At 43.1% G+C, this 24,327-nt stretch carries 11 protein-coding genes; 5 read left to right on the top strand and 6 right to left on the bottom strand.

Features of this window, described 5'->3' with window-relative positions; all coding sequences use genetic code 11:
• Positions 1 to 116 precede the first annotated feature (116 nt).
• The gene (locus Xinn_RS16275) at positions 117 to 836 is read left to right on the top strand and encodes an autotransporter outer membrane beta-barrel domain-containing protein (RefSeq protein WP_099137689.1); all 720 of its coding nucleotides are present in this window, start codon (positions 117 to 119) and stop codon (positions 834 to 836) included.
• 91 nt (positions 837 to 927) lie between these two features.
• On the opposite strand, the gene Xinn_RS16270 is transcribed toward Xinn_RS16275, so the two are convergent.
• The 3 genes from Xinn_RS16270 to Xinn_RS16260 all read right to left on the bottom strand — a co-directional run bounded on the left by Xinn_RS16270 (position 928) and on the right by Xinn_RS16260 (position 3,876).
• Positions 928 to 1,326, bottom strand: coding sequence for a hypothetical protein (locus tag Xinn_RS16270; RefSeq protein ID WP_086952920.1), 399 nt, complete (start codon positions 1,324 to 1,326; stop codon positions 928 to 930).
• 2 nt (positions 1,327 to 1,328) lie between these two features.
• Positions 1,329 to 2,294, bottom strand: a complete 966-nt coding sequence (locus Xinn_RS16265; protein ID WP_086952919.1) for an Ig-like domain-containing protein — start codon at positions 2,292 to 2,294, stop codon at positions 1,329 to 1,331.
• An 88-nt stretch (positions 2,295 to 2,382) separates the two neighbouring features.
• Positions 2,383 to 3,876 carry a hypothetical protein gene (locus Xinn_RS16260; RefSeq protein ID WP_086952918.1) on the bottom strand — a complete coding sequence of 498 codons (1,494 nt, stop codon included), beginning with the start codon at positions 3,874 to 3,876 and terminating at the stop codon, positions 2,383 to 2,385.
• Between the two features lie 644 nt (positions 3,877 to 4,520).
• Between Xinn_RS16260 and Xinn_RS16255 the strand changes: the two genes are divergently transcribed.
• Positions 4,521 to 5,579 (top strand): AraC family transcriptional regulator, encoded by a 1,059-nt coding sequence (locus Xinn_RS16255; RefSeq protein WP_099137688.1) that lies wholly within the window; start codon positions 4,521 to 4,523, stop codon positions 5,577 to 5,579.
• 77 nt (positions 5,580 to 5,656) lie between these two features.
• On the opposite strand, the gene Xinn_RS16250 is transcribed toward Xinn_RS16255, so the two are convergent.
• From Xinn_RS16250 to Xinn_RS16240, 3 genes are all read right to left on the bottom strand, one after another.
• Positions 5,657 to 6,541 carry a radical SAM protein gene (locus Xinn_RS16250; RefSeq protein ID WP_169923595.1) on the bottom strand — a complete coding sequence of 295 codons (885 nt, stop codon included), beginning with the start codon at positions 6,539 to 6,541 and terminating at the stop codon, positions 5,657 to 5,659.
• Positions 6,542 to 7,069: 528 nt separating this feature from the next.
• Positions 7,070 to 9,355, bottom strand: coding sequence for an alkaline phosphatase family protein (locus tag Xinn_RS16245; RefSeq protein ID WP_086952916.1), 2,286 nt, complete (start codon positions 9,353 to 9,355; stop codon positions 7,070 to 7,072).
• A gap of 442 nt (positions 9,356 to 9,797) precedes the next feature.
• Positions 9,798 to 10,664, bottom strand: coding sequence for a DUF817 domain-containing protein (locus Xinn_RS16240; RefSeq protein WP_086952915.1), 867 nt, complete (start codon positions 10,662 to 10,664; stop codon positions 9,798 to 9,800).
• A gap of 239 nt (positions 10,665 to 10,903) precedes the next feature.
• Here Xinn_RS16240 and Xinn_RS16235 point away from each other — a divergent pair, with 239 nt between their 5' ends.
• The 3 genes from Xinn_RS16235 to Xinn_RS16225 all read left to right on the top strand — a co-directional run.
• The gene (locus tag Xinn_RS16235; protein WP_086952914.1) at positions 10,904 to 11,515 is read left to right on the top strand and encodes a hypothetical protein; all 612 of its coding nucleotides are present in this window, start codon (positions 10,904 to 10,906) and stop codon (positions 11,513 to 11,515) included.
• A gap of 745 nt (positions 11,516 to 12,260) precedes the next feature.
• A complete protein-coding gene (locus Xinn_RS16230) occupies positions 12,261 to 22,541 on the top strand; it encodes a non-ribosomal peptide synthetase (RefSeq protein WP_086952913.1) in 10,281 nt (3,426 codons plus the stop codon).
• A gap of 3 nt (positions 22,542 to 22,544) precedes the next feature.
• Positions 22,545 to 24,327 (top strand): condensation domain-containing protein (locus tag Xinn_RS16225; RefSeq protein WP_153043410.1); only part of this gene is annotated, 1,783 nt, incomplete at its 3' end.

Below are 24,327 nucleotides of genomic sequence, written 5' to 3'. Positions count from 1 at the left end.
ATTGACTGCTGGCGCTTTCCACATAAAAAATTAGGGGTATCTGATGGTCATTGAAACGGTGTGCTAATTAACCATAAAACTTAATGGTTTTCAAGCTCGTTTGATGAGGTCATCAAATGCAGAATGTACCACTAGCTTCTGGTGGAGTCTTTCTACAATATTCGAATATTGATGCAAAGGTGGGTTCTTTACACGGTGAGGGGAATATTAGTACAAGTGGTTACACGTTAGGTACGACAGGTACGTGGATTGGTAATAATCAGTTTTATTTTGATGGGTTAGCTCAGATAACCTCCTTTAGCAATGATTTGAATTCAAAAACAGCCAGTCGGCAACTGGGGCATAATAAATCAGCGATGGGGTATGCATTGAGTCTGGAGGCAGGACAAGGATTTGACTTGAATCCTAAATGGACGTTGACCCCACAAGCACAGCTTACGTTCTCTTCTATCAACCTAAATGACTTCCATGACACATTTAAAACCAAAGTCCACTTTGATCAAAGCAGGAGCATGAAATTACGCGCAGGCGCAACAATAGACTATAAGCAGAAGTGGGATGGTGATCAGAGTAAGAGAGAAAAAGCCGCAAATCTCTACGGCTTTCTCAACGTTCGTCAGGAGCTTCTGGGACATCATGATTATGTTGATGTCGCTAATGTGGCCTTCCACAGTAAAAATGAACCTATCTGGGGCGAAGTAGGCTCCGGTGGCTCTTATAGTTGGGATAACCGAAAATCTTTCGTCTATGGTCAAGCCTCAGCCAATACTAGCCTGAATAATTTTGCAGATAGCTATGAGCTTAAGGCTAAAATCGGCATAAAGGTGATATGGTGATTAGATCAGTTCCACTGTAACGATAAAACCGTGGGAGAATAATTCCCCACGGTATAAATCTCAGCGTTTTCACGGTTTATAAGATAGGTGTTTATCCTTCATGGGTCCATCCCACTAAACAGACAAAAAAATCGTTGTAATCAATCGAGCCACCAAAATCCTCAAAGGCAGCACAATAGGTATATCCCAGTGTCGGAGAACCCGCACTTGGAGTTATCATATTTGCGCTAAAGGAATTATCAAGTTTATGGCTGTCTGGGCAATCAACAATACAAATAAGCCCTCCGTCTGGTCCTGTATATTGAAATGAATTGGAATATTTATAGATTGAATTATCTCCTTCTTCATTTTTTGTCCATGTACCGTAAGTAGTTCCGGTATTGTTGTCGGTTAATGTTATTATATAATCATAACCAGCTTCAGTCATAAAATAATATGAGACGTACCATCCACTTTTTATGGTTGAAAATGAAAGGGTTTTTTTTGCCATTATTAATTTTCCTCTAATTTTTCTTTTGTGTATTTTACGCTTCCCATATAATTATTGGCAGTAGCAGATATGATACAGCACCCTCCCACTTTACCTTTCAGGTTTATTTTGAATTGTCCATATTCATCTGTAGACATTAACTGTATAGTGTTGTTATTAGAGCCAATTATTAGTACGGGATTTATATTATTAGATTGTTCTGTTTTATAATAGACGGTCGCATTCTTAATTTTTTTAAGTGTTTTTTTATCGTGAGCCTGAATGGTAATTATTTCATATTCTTCTCCAATTTGTTCTTTTCCGGTTATTTTTAATATTGCTTCATAAATGGGAGAAAAATACAGTTCAGCCTTCTCTTTTACATTTCCTGATGTAGCTTGTATTGAAAAAATACCGTCAGAATTTGATGTTACGCAAAAAATAACCTCCCCATCCTGGTTTGTGACAGCAGAAGATGGAGTAATACACATATTGTCATTGGAGGCTATATGTATTGGTATGCCGGATACTGATTTCATTTTTTCATCTAAAGCTGTGATGAGTACAACATTAGGTGTGTAATCATTGGCGGGCATGCCATTCGTCAATACTTCAATTTTCAGAGAAGAAATCACTGAAGATGTTGAGGTGTTTGATTTTATAATTTTAACGCTGTTAGTTGCCGAATTTGATGTATTTTCAGCAACGTCGGTAATAGTATAGAAAATATTGTAGTTACCAAGAGGAATAGTAGAGAAAGGTATAGTTATTTCATAGTATGAATCATTTTTATTTTTCTCTGTGATGTAATATGGTAATGACGATATATAGTTATTCAGATGAACAACGATAACATCACCAATATGGGCATCGTTATACTGATTTATTTTTATCACCAAGATGGATTGATCTAATTTCGATTCATCAATAACTCCATTATAACTTTGTGGTAAAAAAGGCTCCACAAGGTTGTTTTTTTGTATAGGCATATAATGTTCTCTTCATAAAAAGAATCATCTGATTTATAAGAAGAAATGCTGATTATAGTGATTATCAGCATGTCAGATATTTTAGTTATTAAGGTGCAACAGTATCAAATCCTCGTGCAACAAGTTGCGATTTCTGGTTCTGGGCAAGACGACTATACTCTATTGCAATCGAACCTTCATAATCCCCCTTTATTGTGTTATAACCAAGAAGTTTATCAGCACTGATAACGTGCTTATAATAACCACCAGCTATATCTCCCGATGCTACAGTGTGATTTTCAACAATTGGTAGCTCACGAGCTGGTGATTTTGTATCGACGCAGTATGAAATATAGGCTTTAATCGTGATTGAATCACCAGCCTTGATCTGGTTCGGATCTGTTGAATCAGCTGGTATCCAAACTTCAATTCCTCTTAAACCAATGCGGTCAATATTTATTGACTGATATATACCAATAAATACACCGAACTGGTCATGTATTTCAGGCGCTTTTAAAGTTCGGCGTTGGTCATTGGGGTCTGGGCTATTATTACCATCGTTATCATAATTGATGTAATTAGGTTCTGACCCAGTTAAGTTGCCTCCATGAGCTAAGGCAGCATAACTGATAAAATTGGTGCCACTATACATATCGCTGTAAGCTACTTTAAATTTAAAATATCCATTTTCGGCAGTCGTTATCTCTCCGAAAGAGAGTAGTTTTTTATAAATATTTTGTTCACTATTCGTCACAAACCCGATGATGAAATCACCGGGCTTTAAATTATTATTCTGCGGGATCATAAAATGGAAGTAATCAGGTTGATCTGGCCTTGTTAAAGTAGAAGATTGGTATGTTTCCTCAATGGTTGGCGGTTCAAAATTGTCAGAAGTTGAAATTTTAGAAGTCGTAATAAACATAATTTGCTTTTGATTGTATACGCTCTTGCTAAATATTGTTTCAAAGCAGACGAATTGAGCAATACCTTTAGTAGCATATATTTTAATATTAACAGCTGATGTTGATGGTTTCGGAATTAAATAGTCATAGTACTGTTTTTGATTACCAATTTCATAAGGGAAAATCTCAGCATCATCTACAGTAAATATCCGTACAGGGCCTGTGGCACGAATTTGAATATCATATTTTGAAATTGGTCTGTTATTAACTTCAATCGGATTAATTGACGCTAGAATGTATGGATTACTGCTTGTTGGAAGTTGGCCAGATAGGCTAACGGGATTCTGGTCATACAGATAAGATGGTGTACCTCTCAATATGCAGCTATCTGGGATCAGCAATGGGTTATCAGTAGGAGTATAGGTTGCAGTCGTTTTTGCTTTGCTCGGTGAATCTGAAGTAAAAGGGATTGTTTTAGCATCGCTGCTTTCGTCAGCTTGGAATATCAGTTTCTGATAAAAAACTTTCTTCAAAACTTTTCCAGGAAATGTTTTTAATAAAGTTATCCCCTTTGGGGGAGTAGCTGTAACCTGCACAGTATCCTGAATATTATCTTCACCAGATATTGACACAACCACACTAAGAGGTTGTCCTTTAATAATCTTTCCCTTACCAGTGGAATCAACTGTCATGGTAGTCATGATATTATCCTTCTAAAGTAAAAAGTTTATTCTTAATAACAGAAAACCACATTCTGTGTGATTAGCAGAAAATTTTTCTCTACTTCGGAAATAATATAAATGACAAATATTTATATTTGGAATTTTTTTACGAAAAGAAATAATGCTTGCTATTCTTTAATAATTATTATATTGAGATTTAAATCCAGCCTACATCGAAATAAATAAATGTCAATAGCAAACAAATAAAAACACTATCATAATTTAATTCTATCAAATATTATCTTCAAAAAAGATATCCTTCTTATCGATAATTACGGCCAAGTTTAAATAATATGTTTATATAATAAAAAATTGAGATAATAAAACCAAGTTGCTTTCCGAATACAATAACACCGCCGAAGACATTGATAAAATTAAGTAATTAATAATTTACTCTTACTTTCAATACAGCCAGAAGCTTTTGGTCGCAGTCACCTTGCATTCCTCTTCGAGGATAAGTACATACCCACTCATGAATATATTCACAATCATATAGCTGCCATTTAAGCAAAGTGTGGATACTGCTAACAGAACATTAACATTATAGATACCCTATCGATTTCAGGATGTAACCAAAAATACCGACTGAAAACAACGGGGATGGCGTTATGAGGTTTCTGATAATGACGAGTAATCCATGGCATCATTATTATGTGGATAAAAAGGGCTGTGTTGATCATAAAAGCTCTGATTCAAGATGTGCAGTATCCGAAATTGAGTCTCACCTTAGTTCCCCGCAGCACCTGCTTTTTTCATCTCATGACCTCGATGAAATAAGATCCATGGTCGGACGGGTGATGAAGCCGCATCAGCTTAATATGCTGGGTAGCAGCCGGAAACTGAATGCCAGAATGTACTACATCCCATTCGGCGATTTTTCAATGAGCCGCCTGCATTATGGTGCGAATGTTGAAATTACACCGGGTGAATTGGATTCTTTTTTTCTCATTCAGATGCCGCTATCTGGCTGTGCCTATATTGAGAGCGGAGGACAGTGTATTGATTCAACACCGAATCTGGCGTCTGTTCTCAGCCCGGCTCAACACACATCCATGCGCTGGGATGCTGATAATGCTCAGTTTATGGTGCGGATTTCCCGTTCTTTACTGGAACGGACTCTTGTCGGGCAGTTAGGGCATCCTCTGGATAATCCGTTGATATTTGAACTGGGGTTCGAGTGGCAACGATGCCAGACATGGCGATGCCTGATGCTTTATCTGCTTCAATGTACCGCTAAGATACCGGATCTTCTGCAATATAAGCTCATTACCAGCCAGATTGAACAATTACTTTCTGTCACTCTGCTTTCCACACATCAACATAATTATAGTGGTGATCACGCCAACCACAGGGGCGCTATCCGCCCACGGCATGTACGACGGGTACAGGAGTATTTGCAGGCTCATGCCCATGAACCTATTACGGCTGAACAACTGGCTCAGGTGGCCGGAGTCAGTCTGCGCAGCCTGTATTCCGGTTTCAGGGAGTTTTTGAATATCAGCCCGATGCAATATTTACGTAATCTGCGTATGGAACGTGTCCGCACCGAGCTACTAGCGGGAGAAGCGGCCAATGTGACGGGTGTCGCCCTGCGCTGGGGATTCGCACATATGGGACGATTCAGTGCAGAATATAAAGCGCGCTACGGAGAAATGCCAAGTGAAAGTCTGAGGCGTGGGTAAATAATGGGGCTAAATAATAATGTGGCTGGGACTCTGATATCGGCCCGGAATGTGATGACTCCAGGCCATAGATTACATTACATAATCCGGTATTTATTGCGGATATCTCTGATCTGAGATTTAAGCTGTCCGCATCCCCCCAGAATCTCCGTACCATCGCTTTTATCTGATATGCACCGGAAACCGGCTTCAGTCAGTTCTTTAGCAAAAGACGGCATCTCTTCTGACGGATTTAATACAATTCCATTGATACTACTAACTTCATTCAGGTATTTCAGTTTAATAACAAAGGTGTCTTTATCTACCAAGTCTTTTAACCGGGCCAAATCTTCCCGCGAATCGTTTATTCCTTCCAACATCAGATAATTAACGATAACAGGCGTCCCCGTGTTGTGGTGATAGGCCGCAAAATATTCAAGCAGATCTTTCGTACTGAATTTCGCTTTTGACGGGATCAACATATTACGTTGTTCATCCGTAGTCGCATGGAGAGAGATGGAAATAGTATCCAGTGGGAGGTCATACAGTTTTTCTGCTGTATGGCGAATGCCAACCGTTGTCAGTGTAACCCGACTAGCCAGTGATTGATTTTTGAATGCAGCAACAGCACCGCTGATCTCTTTCAGGTTCAGCATCGGCTCACCCATACCTGCAAACAGTATCGTATTGAGTTCCTGACTATCTTCCAATGCCCCGGAACCTGATAAATGATCACGGCACAACAGAACCTGTTGCATTATTTGTTCTGCTGTCATATTTCCCAATGGTTGTTGCCTGCCGGTTTCACAGAATACACAGCCAACAGCACAGCCATATTGGCTGGAAATACAAAGATAGGGTAAATGTTGTTCAGTATACCTAAAGAAAGTAGACTCAACACTTTTTCTTAAATCTGAATCACTTGCTGAAAGTAAATATTTTTTAGAGCCGTTTCCTGACTCCACTACTTCACTAATTCTCATTTTCATACCTTCTCAGTCTTTTCAACACAGTAGTGCGTGTCAGAGACTTCGCAATTTCTGTACTGAACAAAGCCAGATCAGATTGGATTGACACCCAGATGGGTCTTAACCGGATCAATGAATAACTTTTAAATTTCCTTTCGTTGGAGTGTGAAAAGATAATAACAATAAATATCCTGTTGGCTGGTTATATCAGGATTCACTAACTCAGAATTTTTGGGATTTTTGCTACGGTTTCAATTAGATATTGCGAAAATGATGCGTTAACCAAAATCGATGTTTCTGCTTTAGTACAGCCAAATGCAGCATAATATACTACTTTACCATTCGAAAGACTTTTATTATTAAAATTTAGCTTTAGTGGGATAACCTACCGATTTTATTGATTAAAAAAAGAAAAATAAGCAGTAAATAAAAATACACTGATGCTGGTTACTACTGTAGTAGTCGCCATACTGTTAAACAACCGCTGAACAGATAGAAACAAATTGGCGTCAGGAAATTATCTGGCGCCAATCATCGTTTATCTCAATTTGCTGAGTGAATGGCATTCAAACGAACTTCAAGGTTATTCAACGCGTTTGTTGCCAGTCTGATACTACCGAGAGCACAAATGTTCTGTGCTTCCTGCTCCGCCTCTTCAGAGGATAAGGTCTCTGCACAAAGGGTGTATACAATACGGGTGACAAAAAGTCGGTGCAGCTCGTTCATCGGCATATCGAGCTGTTCGGGGTCAAGTTCAGGAGTCGGTACGTTGAGAGGGATGTCTTTACGGAGATCTTCAGCCTGAAAGACCGATTCAAAACTCGCGGCTGCCCGTATACGATCTCCCAGCCACCAATTCGATGCCGGAATTCCCTGCCATTGCAATAGGGTTGAAAGAAATGACGTGGCATCATACTGGCTCCCTTCCTGCGTTGAGCGGAATACGGTTCCATTCTCTATCCAAGGCGAAATGAGCACCGTCGGGATACGTACACCAAGCAAATCGAAACCGAAATCTCCATCCTTATCATTACGATAAGCATTGTTAGTGTAAGGAGGTGGCACGTGATCATAAATGCCACCATGCTCATCAAAAGTGATGATCAGTAATGTCTGATCAAAGTCGGGGCCCTGACGTAAGGCATTGTAGATATCCGCCACCATTTTTAATCCGGGAGCCATGTCTGATGGGGGATGACAAGAATTGGGAACCATTCCTGATGAGTTTCCGAGCCAGGCAGGTTCAATAAAACTGAAAATTGGCAATGTTCCTGCTTTTGCTGATGATATAAATTCGCTGATGTCGGTATTGTAATTGTCAGATGCCTGATCAACCTCCTGAATATGCCCCTTTAAAAACAGATGGTTAGTATAGCGCAGATTTCCCCATGTAGTGTGGTAATAGAGTTTCCAGTCCTTAATGCCATGAGCCCATAATACATCCCAGACTGAGGGGCGATGCGGCGAGTAAGGCCACTTGATATAAATTTCTCCAGATTCGAAGTTTTCCGTTTTGCTGAAAGATGATCCTGTCAGCGAGAAAGCGCGGTTCGGGTCTGTCGGGCCGGGCAGTGAACAGAACCAGGCATCGGAAACCGCAAATTGCTTCGCCAGCATACTCAATGGTTCAAGCATGTCAGGATCGTAATAGTTCATAACCTCATCAGGGCTTTTTCCACGGGAGCCATAGCTTTTGACGAAGCCTTTCATTTCTGGAATGCGCCCGGCGTTAGAATCTGCTCCATCAAATAATTGCTGAATAATACCTGAGTACGAATGGTCGGGATCGCCTTTTGGATAATCTACGCTGTGTACAGAAAATTTGGTTTGATAATAGCGATGACCATTGTGATCTGCATTCCAGTTCGTATTACTGGCTCCGTCAAAAGGTTTATCAGACCCGATGAATTTCCCGACTTTACCCCCGGTATAAATATCACCAAAAATGTGGTCTAACGAACGATTCTCCAGCATCAGATATACTACTTTCTTGATCCGTTGCCGCATCCAGCGAATTGTTCCCGGACCTTCGGCTTCGCCCTGCACTCCTTTTGGCAACTCCAATGGAATCAGGGGGCTTACACCAAACAATATGGTGTCCGCAGGTAAGGCGCCATTCCAGACAGTGATTGTTTTTGAGGGCAAAGCCGGGCATGCCAGCGTTGGATCGACAGGCCACAGGGTAATATCCCGTGAATCAGGACTCCAACCCACAATTTTGTCACCCAGCACACAAAGTTTTATGTTCGGGTCTATTGTCCACTGCATTCCGGGGATCTGCGGGTTTGGCAGAATATCAGCGGCATTTCCGCCATCAAACATCCATGTCCGGCACTGACCGTTACTTCTGTTCCGGCTGACAACATAGCCTGCAACAGGTATTAAATCTGCATTAGTGATTGTTTGCCACTGGCCGGTGATATTCTGCGGGCTATCGGCAGTAAGCATCAATGTACTGCTGAATGGATCGAAACGCCGACACTTATAGGTGCCTGTGTCTGGCCTGTATAACAGCAAATAATTACCTAATGGGATAATTTCCGTTTCAGAAGATAACTCGGTACTCAGATCTCCTTCAATGATCAAAGATGGCAGAAAATTCGACTGCGCGATATCGACCTGCCATAAACGGAATTGATTGGACGCGGTATCCCTGTCAATAACATAGTTACCGATAGGAATAAGCTGATGGCCTGATTTAATTGTCTGCCAATTACCTGTCTTAACTAAATTAAATTCAGGAGTAACATCGGATTCAACAAACTGGTAAAGATTCCAGTCACCGTTTGATGGTGTCCACTGGACAAGAAACTCATATGTAAGGGACATTGAATTTTCTCTCTATTGTGTGTTAGTCGGGTAATAGCATCTTTTATTCATCTGTGTGATGCTATTTAAAATAATTGCAATGCTCTATTTTTATTAAATTTATTTTTTATTGAATGGCGCTTTAAGTAATTAACCTAACCTTGTTTTTAATTAAAAATTCCGTTAGCTAAACCTTAAGTATAGTTAAAAATATAAAGCTCCAGCAAAGAACAGTAAAAAAATAGAGAAATTTTTCATTAAAATAATCTTAAACACACATATAATCCATAATATTCCCTTTTGGTTAAATGAGATATTAAATTATTTCTATTTTATTAAAACCCTTTCACCTGTTTGAGTGGCTAGTGGCAGAGTAATTTTTTGAACTCCACCACTATATCTACACCACTATATCTGCACCACTAATATCTACCCCCTATATCACCACCACTATGGAGATATCCTAACGGGAGATTGCCACACTGGCTTTGATATGTTTAAGGTGAACGACTATCGTAAAGGTAACAACCACCAGCAATGACCATGCCCCCCATTTTCCGGCATGAACAACAGACCAGGCACCTAATTGATGAGGATATTGCCAGATGCCAAAGAAAGTACCGAAATTTTCCGCTAACCAAATAAAAAAACCGATCAGTATAAAAGCAAGTAATAGCGGCATTCTACGTTCTTTGTCCAACGGTGTATAAAAAATAGTACCTCGGGCATATAAACCAAAAATAAAAGCTGTTAAATACCAACGATAATCATCAATATAATGATGACTGAAGAAGTTGATATAAATGGCCAGAGCAACCAATGTTGCCATCCAGTACGGGGGGTAATGCTCAACACGTACTTTAAAAAAACGCCATGACTGTATAATAAAACTTCCCACGGCTGCATACATAAAACCGGTAAATAATGGAACACCCCAAAGCTTAGTAAACGCAGCATCAGGATATTGCCACGAGCTAATCGATGCTGATGTTTTAAATAACTCCATAATAAAACCGACTAAATGGAAAACACAAATTGCTTTAAATTCATCCCACGTTTCAAGTTTTAACCCTATTAATAATGCCTGAAATATTACTGCAAATACTAATAAAACATCATAGCGTGGTATTCCCATGATACCTTTTACCGGAACTAAGAATAAAGACACAAAAAAGAGACCGGCAAATAAACACGATCGGGCATTAATCACCCCAAAGAAAAGGAACTCTAAAATAAATCGTTTAATACCTGTGCTATTATTGGGTTTATGAGCCATTAAAAAATCATCAATTTTACGCAGGATATTAAGTTTATGGTACACACTTTTCATTTAATTAACCTATTGTTGTTATTTACTGTTAATTCACGACAGTAATCCCTATTTCACCTTGTGAATTCTAGCAGGATTCAGATAATCATTCATCAACACTTATTAATTAAATAGTTAGGTCAGAAATACTGAGATACGTATTTTATGTTAAAAATATAACATTGATTTTTTCAGCATATTGCTGTTTTATCTTCTGCATATTACTGTTTTATTTTCTGATAGGAATGAGGAGTAACATCATGAAATGGGGTAAAGTTTTTATGCTATCATTTCCGGTCAACAGACCAAACAGGCCCAGAGATCCTATCATACCAACCAGTGAAATATTCAAAAGAAGATACCAGATACCTGAGGCTCATACCTTCGCTACAAGAGCCATGCCCGGCTACAAATGTTTACCCCGTCCTCATAGCCAACCTTCCCGCCCTGCGATTAAGCCCTTTAGCCAGTGCGATCTTAATTCAAAACTTATCATCGTTGCTCATGGTTCAGATAATGGTAATAGTATTTATCATGAAGAGTTTGGTCGCCTTGATGGTGCATCTCTTGCCCGTATGCTTATTGATTATGGGTTAACTCAGATTGGGTTGATATCAATGAAGGTCTGCCAGGCGGGTAAAGGTGAATTTCTATCTGTATTGATTAAAACACTAATAGAAGAAGGAGCACAAATTGGTTGGGCAATAGGATACAGATCAAACGTCAGTTTAATGAACGAATCTATCACCACATCATGTTGGGATTTATTTACCCGCCCATACCGAAAATTACCTGACAGCCACAGAGTTCGTATTCAACAGGGAAATGCTTTTGTCATCATTCCGAATAGCGAACGTTTTAAATATCGATAATAATTCTCTATAAAACACAGGGGTAATTTTATATATAGTTTCTCCTTTAAATAATCCCCTCTGCTAATATCAGTTTGAATTTATTATTTTCAAGCATTGTTGAAAACCATATTAAAATATGGCATTACAGCATTCATTAATCCACAAACAAAAATAATATCAACAACAGAATAAATAAACCCTCCAAAAAATAACTGAATTAAATTATATTTAAAAATAACAATCACTACAAAAGAAACAAACCATCAAAGATATTTATAAAGGCCTTTAAATATAACCCGTTATGTCACATGGTAATAAAAAACAGCCAAAATAGATAAAAAATAATATAGACACCAACTCAAATGACAATCACTATTGCATTACAAATAATTATAGACATGAGTGATAAATAAAAAAATGATAATCACGGAATCAAATAAAAAAGGGTATATGAAAGAAATGATCACATAAAAAAACAAAAAACAAAAACAAATCACTGGCTGGTAAAATTTAACTATTTTTCATGAGGAAGAGTGTTGAAAGATTACGAGACTGTTTGTAATAACACTATGATGGATTATGCCAACGCCTGTTAATAAACATAATCGTTTAATATTGAAACCATCTCTATCTGATGCAGGAACGCTGAAATATGAAAACATCAGAACGGATATAAATTAAGGTCAGGCAGATAATTAAATCCTCTCACTTACATCATAAATTACAAATAATTCGTAAACGGAATACATTCACATAGTTTATTATGAGATCATTTGAGGATTCACTGAATTCGGATTTATATTATCTTCACCCTTCTCAGGAGGATGTGTTTTATGAGCATCTTCTTTATGAAAACAGCCCGATACATACCTTAAATTGGTATACCTTGATAGAAAATCAGGCTGATATCACTATTTTGCAAAAGGCATGGGATTTACTCCATCAAAATATTGACACGTTACGTTTACGTATATCAATTAATTCAGATGATGAAGTCGTTCAATACATCCAAAATAAAAGCAGCCCTGAATTAATTAAGTATTACGATATTTCAACACAACCTGATCCTGAAAATAGTGCTCTCCTCTGGATGAAGCAGCAAGTCAGCCACCCTGTCGAGTTTTTAAATGAAGTACCCTATCAAGTGACACTGATCCGTCTGAATGATAAAAAATATTATCTTCTTACTATATTTCATCATATTATCATTGATGGCGTTGGTTTGTATCACCTTCATGAATATCTGCATAAATTGTACAACTGTATTAAAAATGGAACATCAATTGCATGGGTATCAGAAATACCACAATATTTAATATCCGTTGAGAGAGCAAGGGCGTATTTAAACTCTACTTATTACGAAAATGACAGAAAATACTGGTTTGATTTTTTAAGAGAAAAAGAAATACACCAACTGCCTGTTTATTATAAAAATACAGAAAATGACCACAGAACGTTAACATTGCCGCTTTCTATTAAAAATGATTTACGTATTTTCTGCCGCGATAATAAAATTCATTTGCTGGCTGTTTTCTCCGGTTTAGTCTCTGTTTTGATGTCAGAAATAACAGGCCAGAAAGAGATTGTTTTTAATACTGCCACACATGGAAGAGAAACTCAGTCAGAAAAATCCGTCATCGGAATGCAGGCTAATACATATCCGGTACATTGTCATATTTCACCGACAATCAGCACTATCAAACAAATCAGGCTAATGGAATCAGCACTGAAAAATAGTTATATTCACCGTAAATTCCCTCAGTCACATCTTTCCAGACTGGCAAATCAACATGGCTTTTCTTTACCTAATATCTTTATCTTATATGATCGCTTTTCAGCTTCAGACCCTGAATTGAATCAGGCTGAACATACTCATATAGACACAACATTTAATATTTATCCCATCGCATTCCGGTTGAAAGATTATGGGTATGATCAGGAATTAAAAATCACCATCGGTTATTTACGATCTTATTTCAGCGATTCAGATATTGAAAATATTCTTACGCGGCTGGGAAACTTACTGACTGCCTTAATTAATAACCCTGCTGTTTTAGTCAGTGAATTACCCATTCTATTAGAGCAAGAACGTCACACCTTATTGAATATCTGGAATCAGACCGATGCCCCTTATCCGCAGGATAAAACCCTGCCACAGTTGTTTGAGGCACAGGTTGCCCAACGTCCTGATGCCACCGCCGTCGTGTTTGAAAACCAACAGCTCAGTTATGACGAACTCAACCGGCGCGCCAACCAACTGGCGCATCATCTGATGACATTGGGTGTGCGACCGGATGATCGGGTAGCAATTTGCCTTGAGCGCAGTCCGGATATGGTGGTGGGCTTACTGGCTATTCTCAAGGCCGGGAGTGCTTATGTTCCGCTGGACCCGACTTATCCGGTTGAGCGGCTTGATTTTATGCTGAAAGATGCCGCCCCACGACTTCTGCTGACCAGGGCATCTCTGGCTGATCAATTACCCCGGACTGTTCCGGTACTCCACCTTGATGAACTGGCTCCCCTTTTGGCTATCCAGCCGGACACCAATCCGGAAACACAGATGATAGGGCTGACAGCACGCCATCTGGCTTATGTGATCTATACCTCCGGCTCCACCGGACAGCCTAAAGGCGTCATGATTGAACACCGAAATGTTCTGCGCCTGATAATCAATAGCAGTTTTGCTGATATCGGCCCTGATGACTGCATAGCGCATTGCGCCAATATTTCCTTTGATGCTGCCATCTGGGAGATATGGTCGGGTCTGGTTCACGGAGCCCGTGTTCTGTTGATCCCGAAAGACATTCTGTTACAGCCCGAACAGTTTGCTCAGAGCCTGTTATCAGAAGAGGTCAGTATCCTCTTTATGACCACCGCCCTCTTTAACCAGTATGCGGATCAGATTGCGCCGTCATTGTCAGGGTTGCGTTGCGTGCTGTTTGGTGGAGAACAGAGCGATAATCAGGCCGCTTTCCGCCTCAGAGCCGGAACAGCTCCCCGGCATCTGCTGCATCTTTACGGCCCCACCGAAAGCACTACATTTGCCACCTCTTATGAAATGCCGTTAATAGCGCCGGAAAACGGCAGGCTGCCTATCGGGCGTCCTATCAACAATACCCGTATTTACATCCTGAATTCACAGGGCCATCCGGTGCCAATCGGTGCGCCCGGTGAGATTTATGTCGGCGGCGATGGCGTTGCCCGAGGCTATCTGAACCAACCGCAACTGACGGCAGAACGTTTTCTTGTCGATCCATTCTCATCAGAACCTACTGGCCGGATGTACAAAACCGGTGATTTGGCCCGCTGGCTACCGGACGGAAATATCGAATTCCTCGGTCGTAATGACTTTCAGGTTAAAATCCGCGGATTCCGCATCGAGCTGGGGGAGATCGAGCGCGTTCTGTCTTCACACCCACAGGTAAAACAGGCGGTGGTGATTGACCACGAAAACAGTGGCAATAAAGTATTGGCGGCTTATCTGGTTACAGAGAGTGTTTTGTCTGATTCTATCCTGATGGAATACCTCGCTTCCCGTCTGCCGGACTATATGCTGCCCGCCAGTTTTACCTTTATGGAAGCAATTCCACTCACCCAGAACGGGAAAGTGGATCGCCGGGCATTGCCAAAACCTGTCTGGCTAAACAGAGAGAGTTATGTTGCCCCCCGTAACGCACAGGAAGCCCAACTGTGTACCCTTTGGCAAGAAGTGTTAGGGCTGGAGCGGGTGGGCGTTGAAGATAACTTCTTCCGTATCGGTGGCAATTCCCTGAGCGCCATTAAGCTGATCGCTGCCATTCGCCGTGTTCTGGCAACCGAAATATCGCTGGCACAATTGTTTGAACTGAAAACCATCACAGGGCTGGCTACCCAACTGGAACAACAGGCTTATACGGTGATCCCTCATCTCTCACAAGCCAACTATCCGCTATCGTTCGCTCAGGAACGGATACTGTTTATCGAACAGTTTGAACAGGGTTCTGATGCCTATCATGTGCCTTATCTGATGCAACTGAATGACGAGATTTCTTTATCGCTGTTGGCAACCGCCGTTAATCAACTGGCTGAACGGCATCCGGTGATGAAAATGGTATACCGCAGTGATAGTGATGCACAAGTTCAACAACAACGGCTGGACGACGAGTTAGTTATAAAATCACAGCCTTGTGAAGATATAACTACCCTGTTGAATACTGTGCGGGCTGAAATAGCCACACCATTTGATCTGGCTAACACATTCAGCCTTCGCCTGCGCCACTATCCGGTCGGGGATAATCACTATTTACTGCTGCTATGGCACCATATTGCCATTGACGGTTGGTCTGTCAGTATCTTTATGGCTGAGCTGACCGAGATTTATCACGCTCTGCGGGAAAATCGTGACAGTCTGCTCCCGCCACTGGATATCACCTACGGGGATTACGCCGTATGGCAACGCAACTATTTACAGGGTGAGATACGTGAACGCCAGCTTACCTACTGGCAGCAGATTTTAACCGGCTATGAATCGCTGATTTTACCGACGGATTATCCCAGACCGGCAAAAGTCAGTTATCAGGGGCGGGATTTTCACTTCAGGCTGGATACCCGGCTCTCTGACCAGCTACGGCGGCTGGCAAATACACAAGAAACCACTCTCTATACTGTGCTGCTTAGTGCCTTTTATGTCACGCTGGCAAAACTTTCCGGGCAGGACGATATCCTGCTGGGGACTCCAACGGATAACCGCCACCATGCCCAGACCCAGCCCCTGATTGGTATGTTCGTTAACACGCTGGTCTTAAGGGCGAAGATTACGCAAACCGACAGTATTGCTACCCTGATAAGGCTCATCCACCAGCGGGTAACGGAAGCCAAAACCCATCAGGATATCCCGTTTGAGCAGCTACTCGATGTGCTGGATATTGAGCGGGATACATCCCGTCATCCGGTTTTTCAGGTCATGTTCAGTGTGCAGGGATCGGGGGAATTTCCGCTACAGGAACATGAAATGCTCTTCCGTCCGGTGGAATTGGAAGAATCTTTATACAGCCCCGCCAAATTTGACCTGTTCCTTTATTTATCTGAAGAGAAAATATCCGCAGGAAACAGTGAGATTACCGCTTGTCTGAATTACGCAGTCAGCCTGTTTAAAGAAGATACTATCGTCAGAATAACGGACATCTATCAGCGGGTACTGGCAGCCTTCGTGGCAGATCAGGAACAGCCTCTGTCCGGCATTGACGTGCTGTCCGCACAGGAACGCCATACTCTGCTGCATCGCTGGAGCCAGAGCGACATGTATTATCCGCAGGATGAACCACTGCAACAGTTGTTTGAAAAGCAGGCGGAAAAAACACCGGATAATGTGGCAATTGTGTTTGAAGAGGAAATCCTGACCTACCGCCAGTTAAATGAACAGGCAAATCAGTTAGCGACAGTCATCCGCGAATACTATCAACAGCAACACAATCAGGCCATGCCTGCGGATACGCTGGTCGCACTCTATCTGGATCGCAGTCCGGAAATGGTAGTCAGTATTCTGGCGGTACTGAAAGCAGGTGGTGCTTATGTGCCAGTCTCTCCAGAATACCCTCAGGAGCGAGTCCGGTTTATTCTGAATGATACCCGTTCTCCCTGCGTTATCACTCAGCAGAAATATCTGACAGAGCTTGAAAGGTACAGTCAGGCACAACTGATCGCGGCAGATGATCAAGCCGTGATCGGAGGACGGTCAGTGGAAAATCCGGCACCAGTCAGTAATGCCGCTGATCTGGCCTATGTTATCTACACCTCCGGCACAACTGGTCAACCCAAAGGTGTGTTACAGACCCACGAAAATGTCGGGCGTTTATTCGCGAGTACTCAGGCAGAGTACCAGTTTAATCAGAACGATATCTGGGTGCTTTACCATGCTTACACCTTTGATTTCAGTGTGTGGGAATTATGGGGAGCGCTGCTTTATGGCGGTCGGTTGGTGATCCCGCCGATTGAATGTACAAAAGATTTTGATCGGTTCAGCCATCTCTGTTCTGTACAGCAGGTCACTGTTCTGAATCAGACACCGGGGGCGTTTTATGCCTTTATTGATGCGGCACTGAATAGAAGAACAGAATTCCCTCACCTTCGTTACGTGATTTTCGGCGGTGATAAACTGAATCCGGTACAGTTGAGGCCCTGGTGGGATCACTACGGCGACCAAAGTCCTGCCCTCATTAATATGTACGGGATAACCGAAACCACTGTTCATGTAACCTATAAAAAATTAACCCGAAATGACACCAGCGCGATATCCTGTATTGGACGTCCGCTCAGCGATATGGCTGCTTATATTCTCGACTCTGCCGGTCAGCCGGTTCCTGTCGGCGCTACCGGAGAACTGTATATCGGCGGAGGCGGGTTGGCCCGAGGATATTTAAACCGCGCAGAATTAACTGCCGAGCGCTTTGTTGAAAATCCTTTCTCTACTGAGAAAGACCGGCAATACGGTTATACCCGTCTGTATAAAACCGGTGATTTAGCGCGCTGGCTGCCGGACGGAGAACTGGAATATCTGGGGCGCAATGACTTTCAGGTCAAAATTCGCGGGTTTCGTATTGAGCTGGGAGAAATCGAAAGCGCTCTTGCTTCGCACCCGCTGATCAGGCAGGCCGTCGTAATTGACCATCATGATAAAGGCAATACCGCACTGGTCGCTTATCTGGTTACTGAGGGAGAACTTTCAGACGAAAGTTTAGTTAAATACTTATCCTCCCGTCTGCCTGAATATATGCTGCCCGCCAGCTTTACCCGTCTTGAAGCAATTCCCCTGACTCTGAATGGAAAACTGGATCGGCGGGCACTGCCTGAACCGGTCTTCAGCAATAAAGAAAGTTATATTGCCCCTCGCAATGAGCTGGAAACTCAACTGTGTCATATCTGGCAGAACGTTCTGGAGCTGGAACGGGTCGGCATTGAGGATAATTTCTTCCGTATCGGCGGAAACTCCCTGACTGCGGTTAAACTGATCGCTGCCATTCGCCGGATTCTGGCAACCGAGGTATCACTGGCACAGTTGTTCGAACAGAAAACCATTGCAGGGCTGGCAACTCAGATGGAAACGCAGATTTATACTGTTATTCCGCATTTGGAAACAGAGCGCTATCCCCTGTCCTTTGCTCAGGAGCGAATGCTGTTTATCGAACAGTTTGAACAGGGTACAAATGCTTACCATATTCCTTATCTGGTTCAGTTGGATAACAAAAACTGTCTGCCGCTGCTTGAAACGGCTATCAATCGGCTGACTGAACGCCACCCGATAATGAAAATGGTGTATCGCAGTAATGATGAGGGCATTATTTATCCTGAATTACGGGACGAAAATCTTCTCATCCAATCCGGCTCCTGTAACGATACCGATCATTTACTGAATACTGTTCATGCAGAAGTCACCACGCCGTTTGATTTGACCACAGAACCCAGCCTGCGCCTGCGTCATTATCAGGTTTCTGATCAGCATTACCTGTTACTGTTATGGCACCATATCGCTATTGATGGCTGGTCGATTGATATTTTTATGGATGAGCTGGCAGAAATTTATCATGCTCTGCTGGAAGGCCACAACTGCCAACTCCCGCTGCTGGAGATTAGCTACGGAGATTATGCCGCATGGCAGCGCAGCTACTTACAGGGCGAGATACGTGAACACCAGTTAGCTTACTGGCGGCAGGCTTTAGCCGACTATGAATCACTGGATTTACCCACGGATTATTCCAGACCGGCTCAGATGAGTTATCAGGGACAAAATGTCAATTTTGTGCTGAATGAACAGCTTTCAGGGCAATTACGGACTCTGGCAAAAACACAGGAAACGACCCTCTATACCGTATTGCTCAGTGCGTTTTATGTTGCACTGGCAAAATTATCCGGCCAAAGCGATATTGTATTAGGCACACCGACCGATAACCGTCATCACGCTCAGACTCAGCCATTAATCGGCATGTTTGTTAATTCACTGGCTTTAAGGGCGCAGATTCAGCAAACAGACAATGTGGAAAATCTGATCGGGCAGATTCATCAACGGGTAACGGAAGCCAAAGCCCATCAGGATATGCCGTTCGAACAGCTTATTGATGCCCTGGATATTGAAAGGGATACCGCCCGCCACCCTATTTTTCAGGTCATGTTCAGTGTACAGCGTTTCGGGGAAAACCCGCCTGACAGGCGTCTGCCCTTCATTCCGACAGCAATCAATGACTCACTGTATAACTCTGCCAAATTTGATCTGAGCCTGTTTATATCCGATGGGCAGAACGAGATTAGTGGTTGTCTGAATTACGCCATCAGCCTGTTTAATGAAGAAACTATTATCCGGCTGACGGATATTTATCAGCGGATACTGGCCGCCTTTGCCGCAGATCAAAAACAGTCGCTTTCCGCTATTGATATCTTGTCTGCACAGGAACGCCATACTCTGCTGTATCACTGGAATCAGACTAACGCACCTTATCCACGGGATAAAACCTTCGCACAATTATTTGAAGCGCAGGCAGCCCAGACTCCTGATGCCACCGCCGTCATATCTGAAGACCGGCAGATAAGCTATGGCGAACTCAACCAGCGAGCCAACCGGCTGGCGCATCATTTAATTGAGCTGGGTGTGCATCCTGATGATCGGGTAGCAATATGTATCGAGCGTAGTCCGGAGATGATTGTCGGCCTGCTTGCCATTCTTAAAGCGGGCGGAGCTTATGTCCCGCTTGATCCGGCTTACCCTGACGAGCGACTGGCCTATATGGTTAAAAATTCATCGCCGATCGTATTATTAACCCACTCCACGCTCCGGCAGAAAATCCGTCTTCATACGCAGCCCGAAACGGAAACTACAGATCCCATCCCGATAATCATGCTCGATGCTCATGAGACATTCACAGGAATTCAGACAGAACATAACCCTGATATTTCAGGAATAACATCTCAGCATCTGGCCTATGTTATTTATACATCCGGTTCAACGGGTGCCCCCAAAGGGGTGATGTGTAGTCATCAGGCGCTGAATAACCGGTTGTGGTGGTTTGTACGTAACATTGCACCATCTCCACTGGTGACAGCGATGAAAACCAGTATCAGTTTTGTCGATTCAGTCACTGAAACACTGGGAACGTTATTAGCTGGTGGCAAACTGGTGGTCTTCAATGATCATGATGTAAAAGATCCGGCTCGTCTCTGTGCAGGTCTGTATCGCTTTGGTGTGAACTCTCTGGTCGTTGTTCCTTCATTACTGAAACTCCTGATACAGCATCATGGTGAGCACAATCTGGCATCCATCAAGACATTGGTATGTAGCGGAGAACTGTTGCCGCCTGAACTGGCACGACAGACAGTAACCGGTTTCCCCTGGCTCCGGCTGCTGAACTTTTATGGTTCGTCTGAAGTTAATGGCGATGCTGTCTGGTATGAGTACAGTACTGCGCTCGGTGTACCGGAAGTCTCCGTTATCGGGCGTCCCATTGCCAATACCCGATGCTATATTCTTGATCCTCACGGGCAACCCGTTCCCTTTGGTGTAGTCGGGGAAATCCATATTGGCGGGGATAATGTTGCGCGGGGTTATCTGAATCGCCCTGATCTGACTGCGGAACGTTTCCTTGCCGATCCGTTCTCACCTGAACCTAATGGACACATGTACAAAACCGGTGATCTGGCCCGCTGGTTACCGGACGGGAATATCGAATATCTCGGACGTAATGACTTTCAGATCAAAATTCGCGGTTATCGCATTGAACTGGGGGAAATCGAAAGCGCTCTGTCTTCGCATCCGCAGGTAAAACAGGCGGTGGTGATCGATTATGAATATAACGCGGGTAATAAGCAGCTAGCCGCTTATCTGGTGGCTGAAGAAACCTTGTCTGATGAAACTCTGACTGAATATCTTTCCTCCCGCCTGCCGGAGTATATGCTGCCCGCCAGCTTTACCTTTATGGATGCAATCCCGCTGACGCTGAACGGGAAAGTTAACCGCCGGGCACTGCCTGAACCCATCCGGGAAAATCGTGAAAGTTACGTTGCACCACGTAATGAACTGGAAAGCCAACTTTGTACCATTTGGCAGACGGTATTAGGCATGGAACGAATCGGCATTGATGATAACTTTTTCCGTATCGGCGGTGACTCCATTACCAGTATCCAATTAGTTTCCCAACTGCGTCAGGCTGGTTTCACTCTTCAGGTGAAATCAATTTTTGACGCTCCGACAGTGGCTCGTCTGGCAAAGCTACTGACAGCGATGTCATCTCCTGTCACTGCCGTTTCAGAACGATATAAGGATGAGATCCCCTACTGGAATCAAATACTGGCAGGAAATGATATCAGAGCAGAAGCGGGGGAACTGACACCGCATCAGTTTGCTCTTTCTGCTGAGATGACGGACATCCTGCTGCATGAATCCGGCAGCGGCTACCACACCGAAATTAACGATTTACTGCTGAGTGCCTTGGCTCAGGCTTTGTCTGAAACGTTCTCCCGTCCCGTCAACCACATCATGCTGGCAGAAAGCCGGCAAGAGTCCGCTGGCATAACTCTGTATCCCGTTCGTCTGGAAATACAGCCGGATACCGCAGAAACCATCATTTATACCAAAGAGATGCTTCGTAGTATCCCGAATCTAGGTGTTGGTTACAGCGTGTTAGCTCAGGCGAACTCTCTGATCGGTCATTTGCCGGTCATCCGTTTCAGCTACTCAGGACAATCAGATACCTGTGGGAGTACGACAGCCAGCGAAAATAGCACTCATTTATTGCTGAGTATTAATGGAGCTGTTCGGGAAGAAAAATTGCAATTCAGTGTGAACTCCCGCCTGCCGCAAAGCCGGACAGAAGCATTTATCCGGGCATTTGAACAGGCACTTCACAACGTCATCACGAATGCACAAAAACAGGCGCAATCGGGTGGTCTCAAGACCCCCAGTGATTACGGGATCACGCAAGTTTCAATGGAACAACTCAACCAGATTACTCAGCGATTTAATCGCGTAAATGATGCAAATCCACACCGCCACTCAGAACAGAAAACTATTTTGGATGTGTAAAAAATGTTGATGCTATTCAAAGAACTCAATGAAAGTCAGGTATCAGTCTGGGTCTGTGAAAATAAGTTGAAGCTGGCATTTACCGGAGAGAATCCTCCTTCTCAACTTATTGATAAGGTTAAACAGAGAAAAGAGAAAATAGTCGATTTTTTAAATGAAAAAAGCATTTTCTCTGAAGAAGACTTTAATGCTCTTGTTGATAGTGAAAATCCTGCTGCTCCGGCGGAGTCCGCTTTATCCTTCGGAAACAAAATTGAAGCAATATTTCCTGCCACCAGTCTGCAACAGGGCTTTGTTTACCATTATCTGGCTCAGCCACAGGATGATGCCTATCGGGTTCAGTTACTGCTGGATTATCATACTAATATGGATATTGCCGCCTACCAGCAGGCATGGGCGCTGGCTTCACTTCGCTTTCCCATTCTCAGAACCGCCTTTGACTGGGAAGGAAAGATATTACAAATCGTAACTAAAAGTGCCGGTATCAGTTCAGCTAACTTCACCATTAACGATATCAGCCGGTTGCCGGAAGAGGAGCGGGAAAGTGCCATTAACGCCATCCGGCAACAGGATCGCACTCTGCCCTTTGATTTCAGCCAGCCCGGATTAATGCGTTTCAACCTGATCAGGCAACAGGAAACGCTGGTCACGGTACTTATCACCCAGCATCACGCGATTCTTGATGGCTGGAGCCAGCCGATTTTATTGCAGGCAGTACATGAATATTACAACGAGATCACTCAGGGACTGACACCGAAAATTGTGGCTGATAAAGCCTATCTGGCAACCCAGCAATATTATCTGGAACATAAAACAGAATCAGAGGCTTACTGGGCTGAGCGTAAAGCCCATTTTCAGGGCACGAATGATCTGTCTGCTCTGTTAAGTCATCACACCGACTTAACCCAGATAAAAACCGTCGAAAACCCGGCAACACAGCAACTTGCCCTACAGGGCAACGCTTATGAGCGGTTGAAAAATACCTGCCGCGAGATGGGGATCACCCTGAATGTGGCGCTGCAATTTGCCTGGCACAAACTGTTGTACAGCTACACTGGTGATACGCAGACTCTTGTCGGCACGACCGTCTCCGGCCGTGATGTGCCCATAGAAGGAATTGAATCCAGTGTGGGGTTGTATATCAACACGTTGCCGCTGATGGTGCGCTGGGATCACACAGACAGCATTGCCACCCTATTACAGAACATCCAGAACGATATTGCCGCGCTTAACAGCCACAGTAATGTTTCGCTCTCCGGGTTGCAGTTTAACGGTGAAAGACTGTTCCATAGCCTGCTGGTATTTGAAAACTACCCGATGCCGGTTTTGAGTGAAGATAACGCGGGCATAGAGCACACAATGACATTCCGTCAGGTTGTCGAAAAAGCAGATTACCCGCTGTCGCTGATGGCTTATGAACAGGATAACCGCTTAATCATCAGATTCAGTTATGGCGAAGACTGGCTGACGACAGAACAGACTCAACGTCTGTTAAGCCAGCTTGAGCGTATTCTGCACGCCGTAGCCTGTAATCCACACCAATCCCATACCGCAATTAACTGCCTCAGTGACGAAGAACACGCTACCCTACAGCACTGGAATCAGACCGATGCCCCTTATCCGCAGGATAAAACCCTGCCACAGTTGTTTGAAGCACAGGCGGAGATCACGCCGGATAATATCGCACTGGTGTTTGCAGGTGAAAAGCTGACCTATCGTCAGTTAAACGAACGAGCCAATCAACTGGCTTATGTGATCCGTGAACGCTATCAGCAACAGACACATA

The sequence above is a fragment of the Xenorhabdus innexi genome (assembly GCF_002632485.1).
Lineage (GTDB): Bacteria > Pseudomonadota > Gammaproteobacteria > Enterobacterales > Enterobacteriaceae > Xenorhabdus > Xenorhabdus innexi.
Note: the sequence above shows the minus strand (reverse complement) of the source record. Positions and strands in the feature narration are given on the sequence as shown.

Excerpts from the sequence above, each read along its gene's own strand:
- Xinn_RS16275 (WP_099137689.1), top strand. The coding sequence starts at position 117 with ATGCAGAATGTACCACTAGCTTCTGGTGGAGTCTTTCTACAATATTCG.
- Xinn_RS16230 (WP_086952913.1), top strand. The coding sequence starts at position 12,261 with ATGAGATCATTTGAGGATTCACTGAATTCGGATTTATATTATCTTCAC.
- Xinn_RS16250 (WP_169923595.1), bottom strand. The coding sequence starts at position 6,541 with ATGAGAATTAGTGAAGTAGTGGAGTCAGGAAACGGCTCTAAAAAATAT.
- Xinn_RS16265 (WP_086952919.1), bottom strand. The coding sequence starts at position 2,294 with ATGCCTATACAAAAAAACAACCTTGTGGAGCCTTTTTTACCACAAAGT.
- Xinn_RS16245 (WP_086952916.1), bottom strand. The coding sequence starts at position 9,355 with ATGTCCCTTACATATGAGTTTCTTGTCCAGTGGACACCATCAAACGGT.
- Xinn_RS16260 (WP_086952918.1), bottom strand. The coding sequence starts at position 3,876 with ATGACTACCATGACAGTTGATTCCACTGGTAAGGGAAAGATTATTAAA.
- Xinn_RS16255 (WP_099137688.1), top strand. The coding sequence starts at position 4,521 with ATGACGAGTAATCCATGGCATCATTATTATGTGGATAAAAAGGGCTGT.
- Xinn_RS16270 (WP_086952920.1), bottom strand. The coding sequence starts at position 1,326 with ATGGCAAAAAAAACCCTTTCATTTTCAACCATAAAAAGTGGATGGTAC.
- Xinn_RS16235 (WP_086952914.1), top strand. The coding sequence starts at position 10,904 with ATGAAATGGGGTAAAGTTTTTATGCTATCATTTCCGGTCAACAGACCA.
- Xinn_RS16240 (WP_086952915.1), bottom strand. The coding sequence starts at position 10,664 with ATGAAAAGTGTGTACCATAAACTTAATATCCTGCGTAAAATTGATGAT.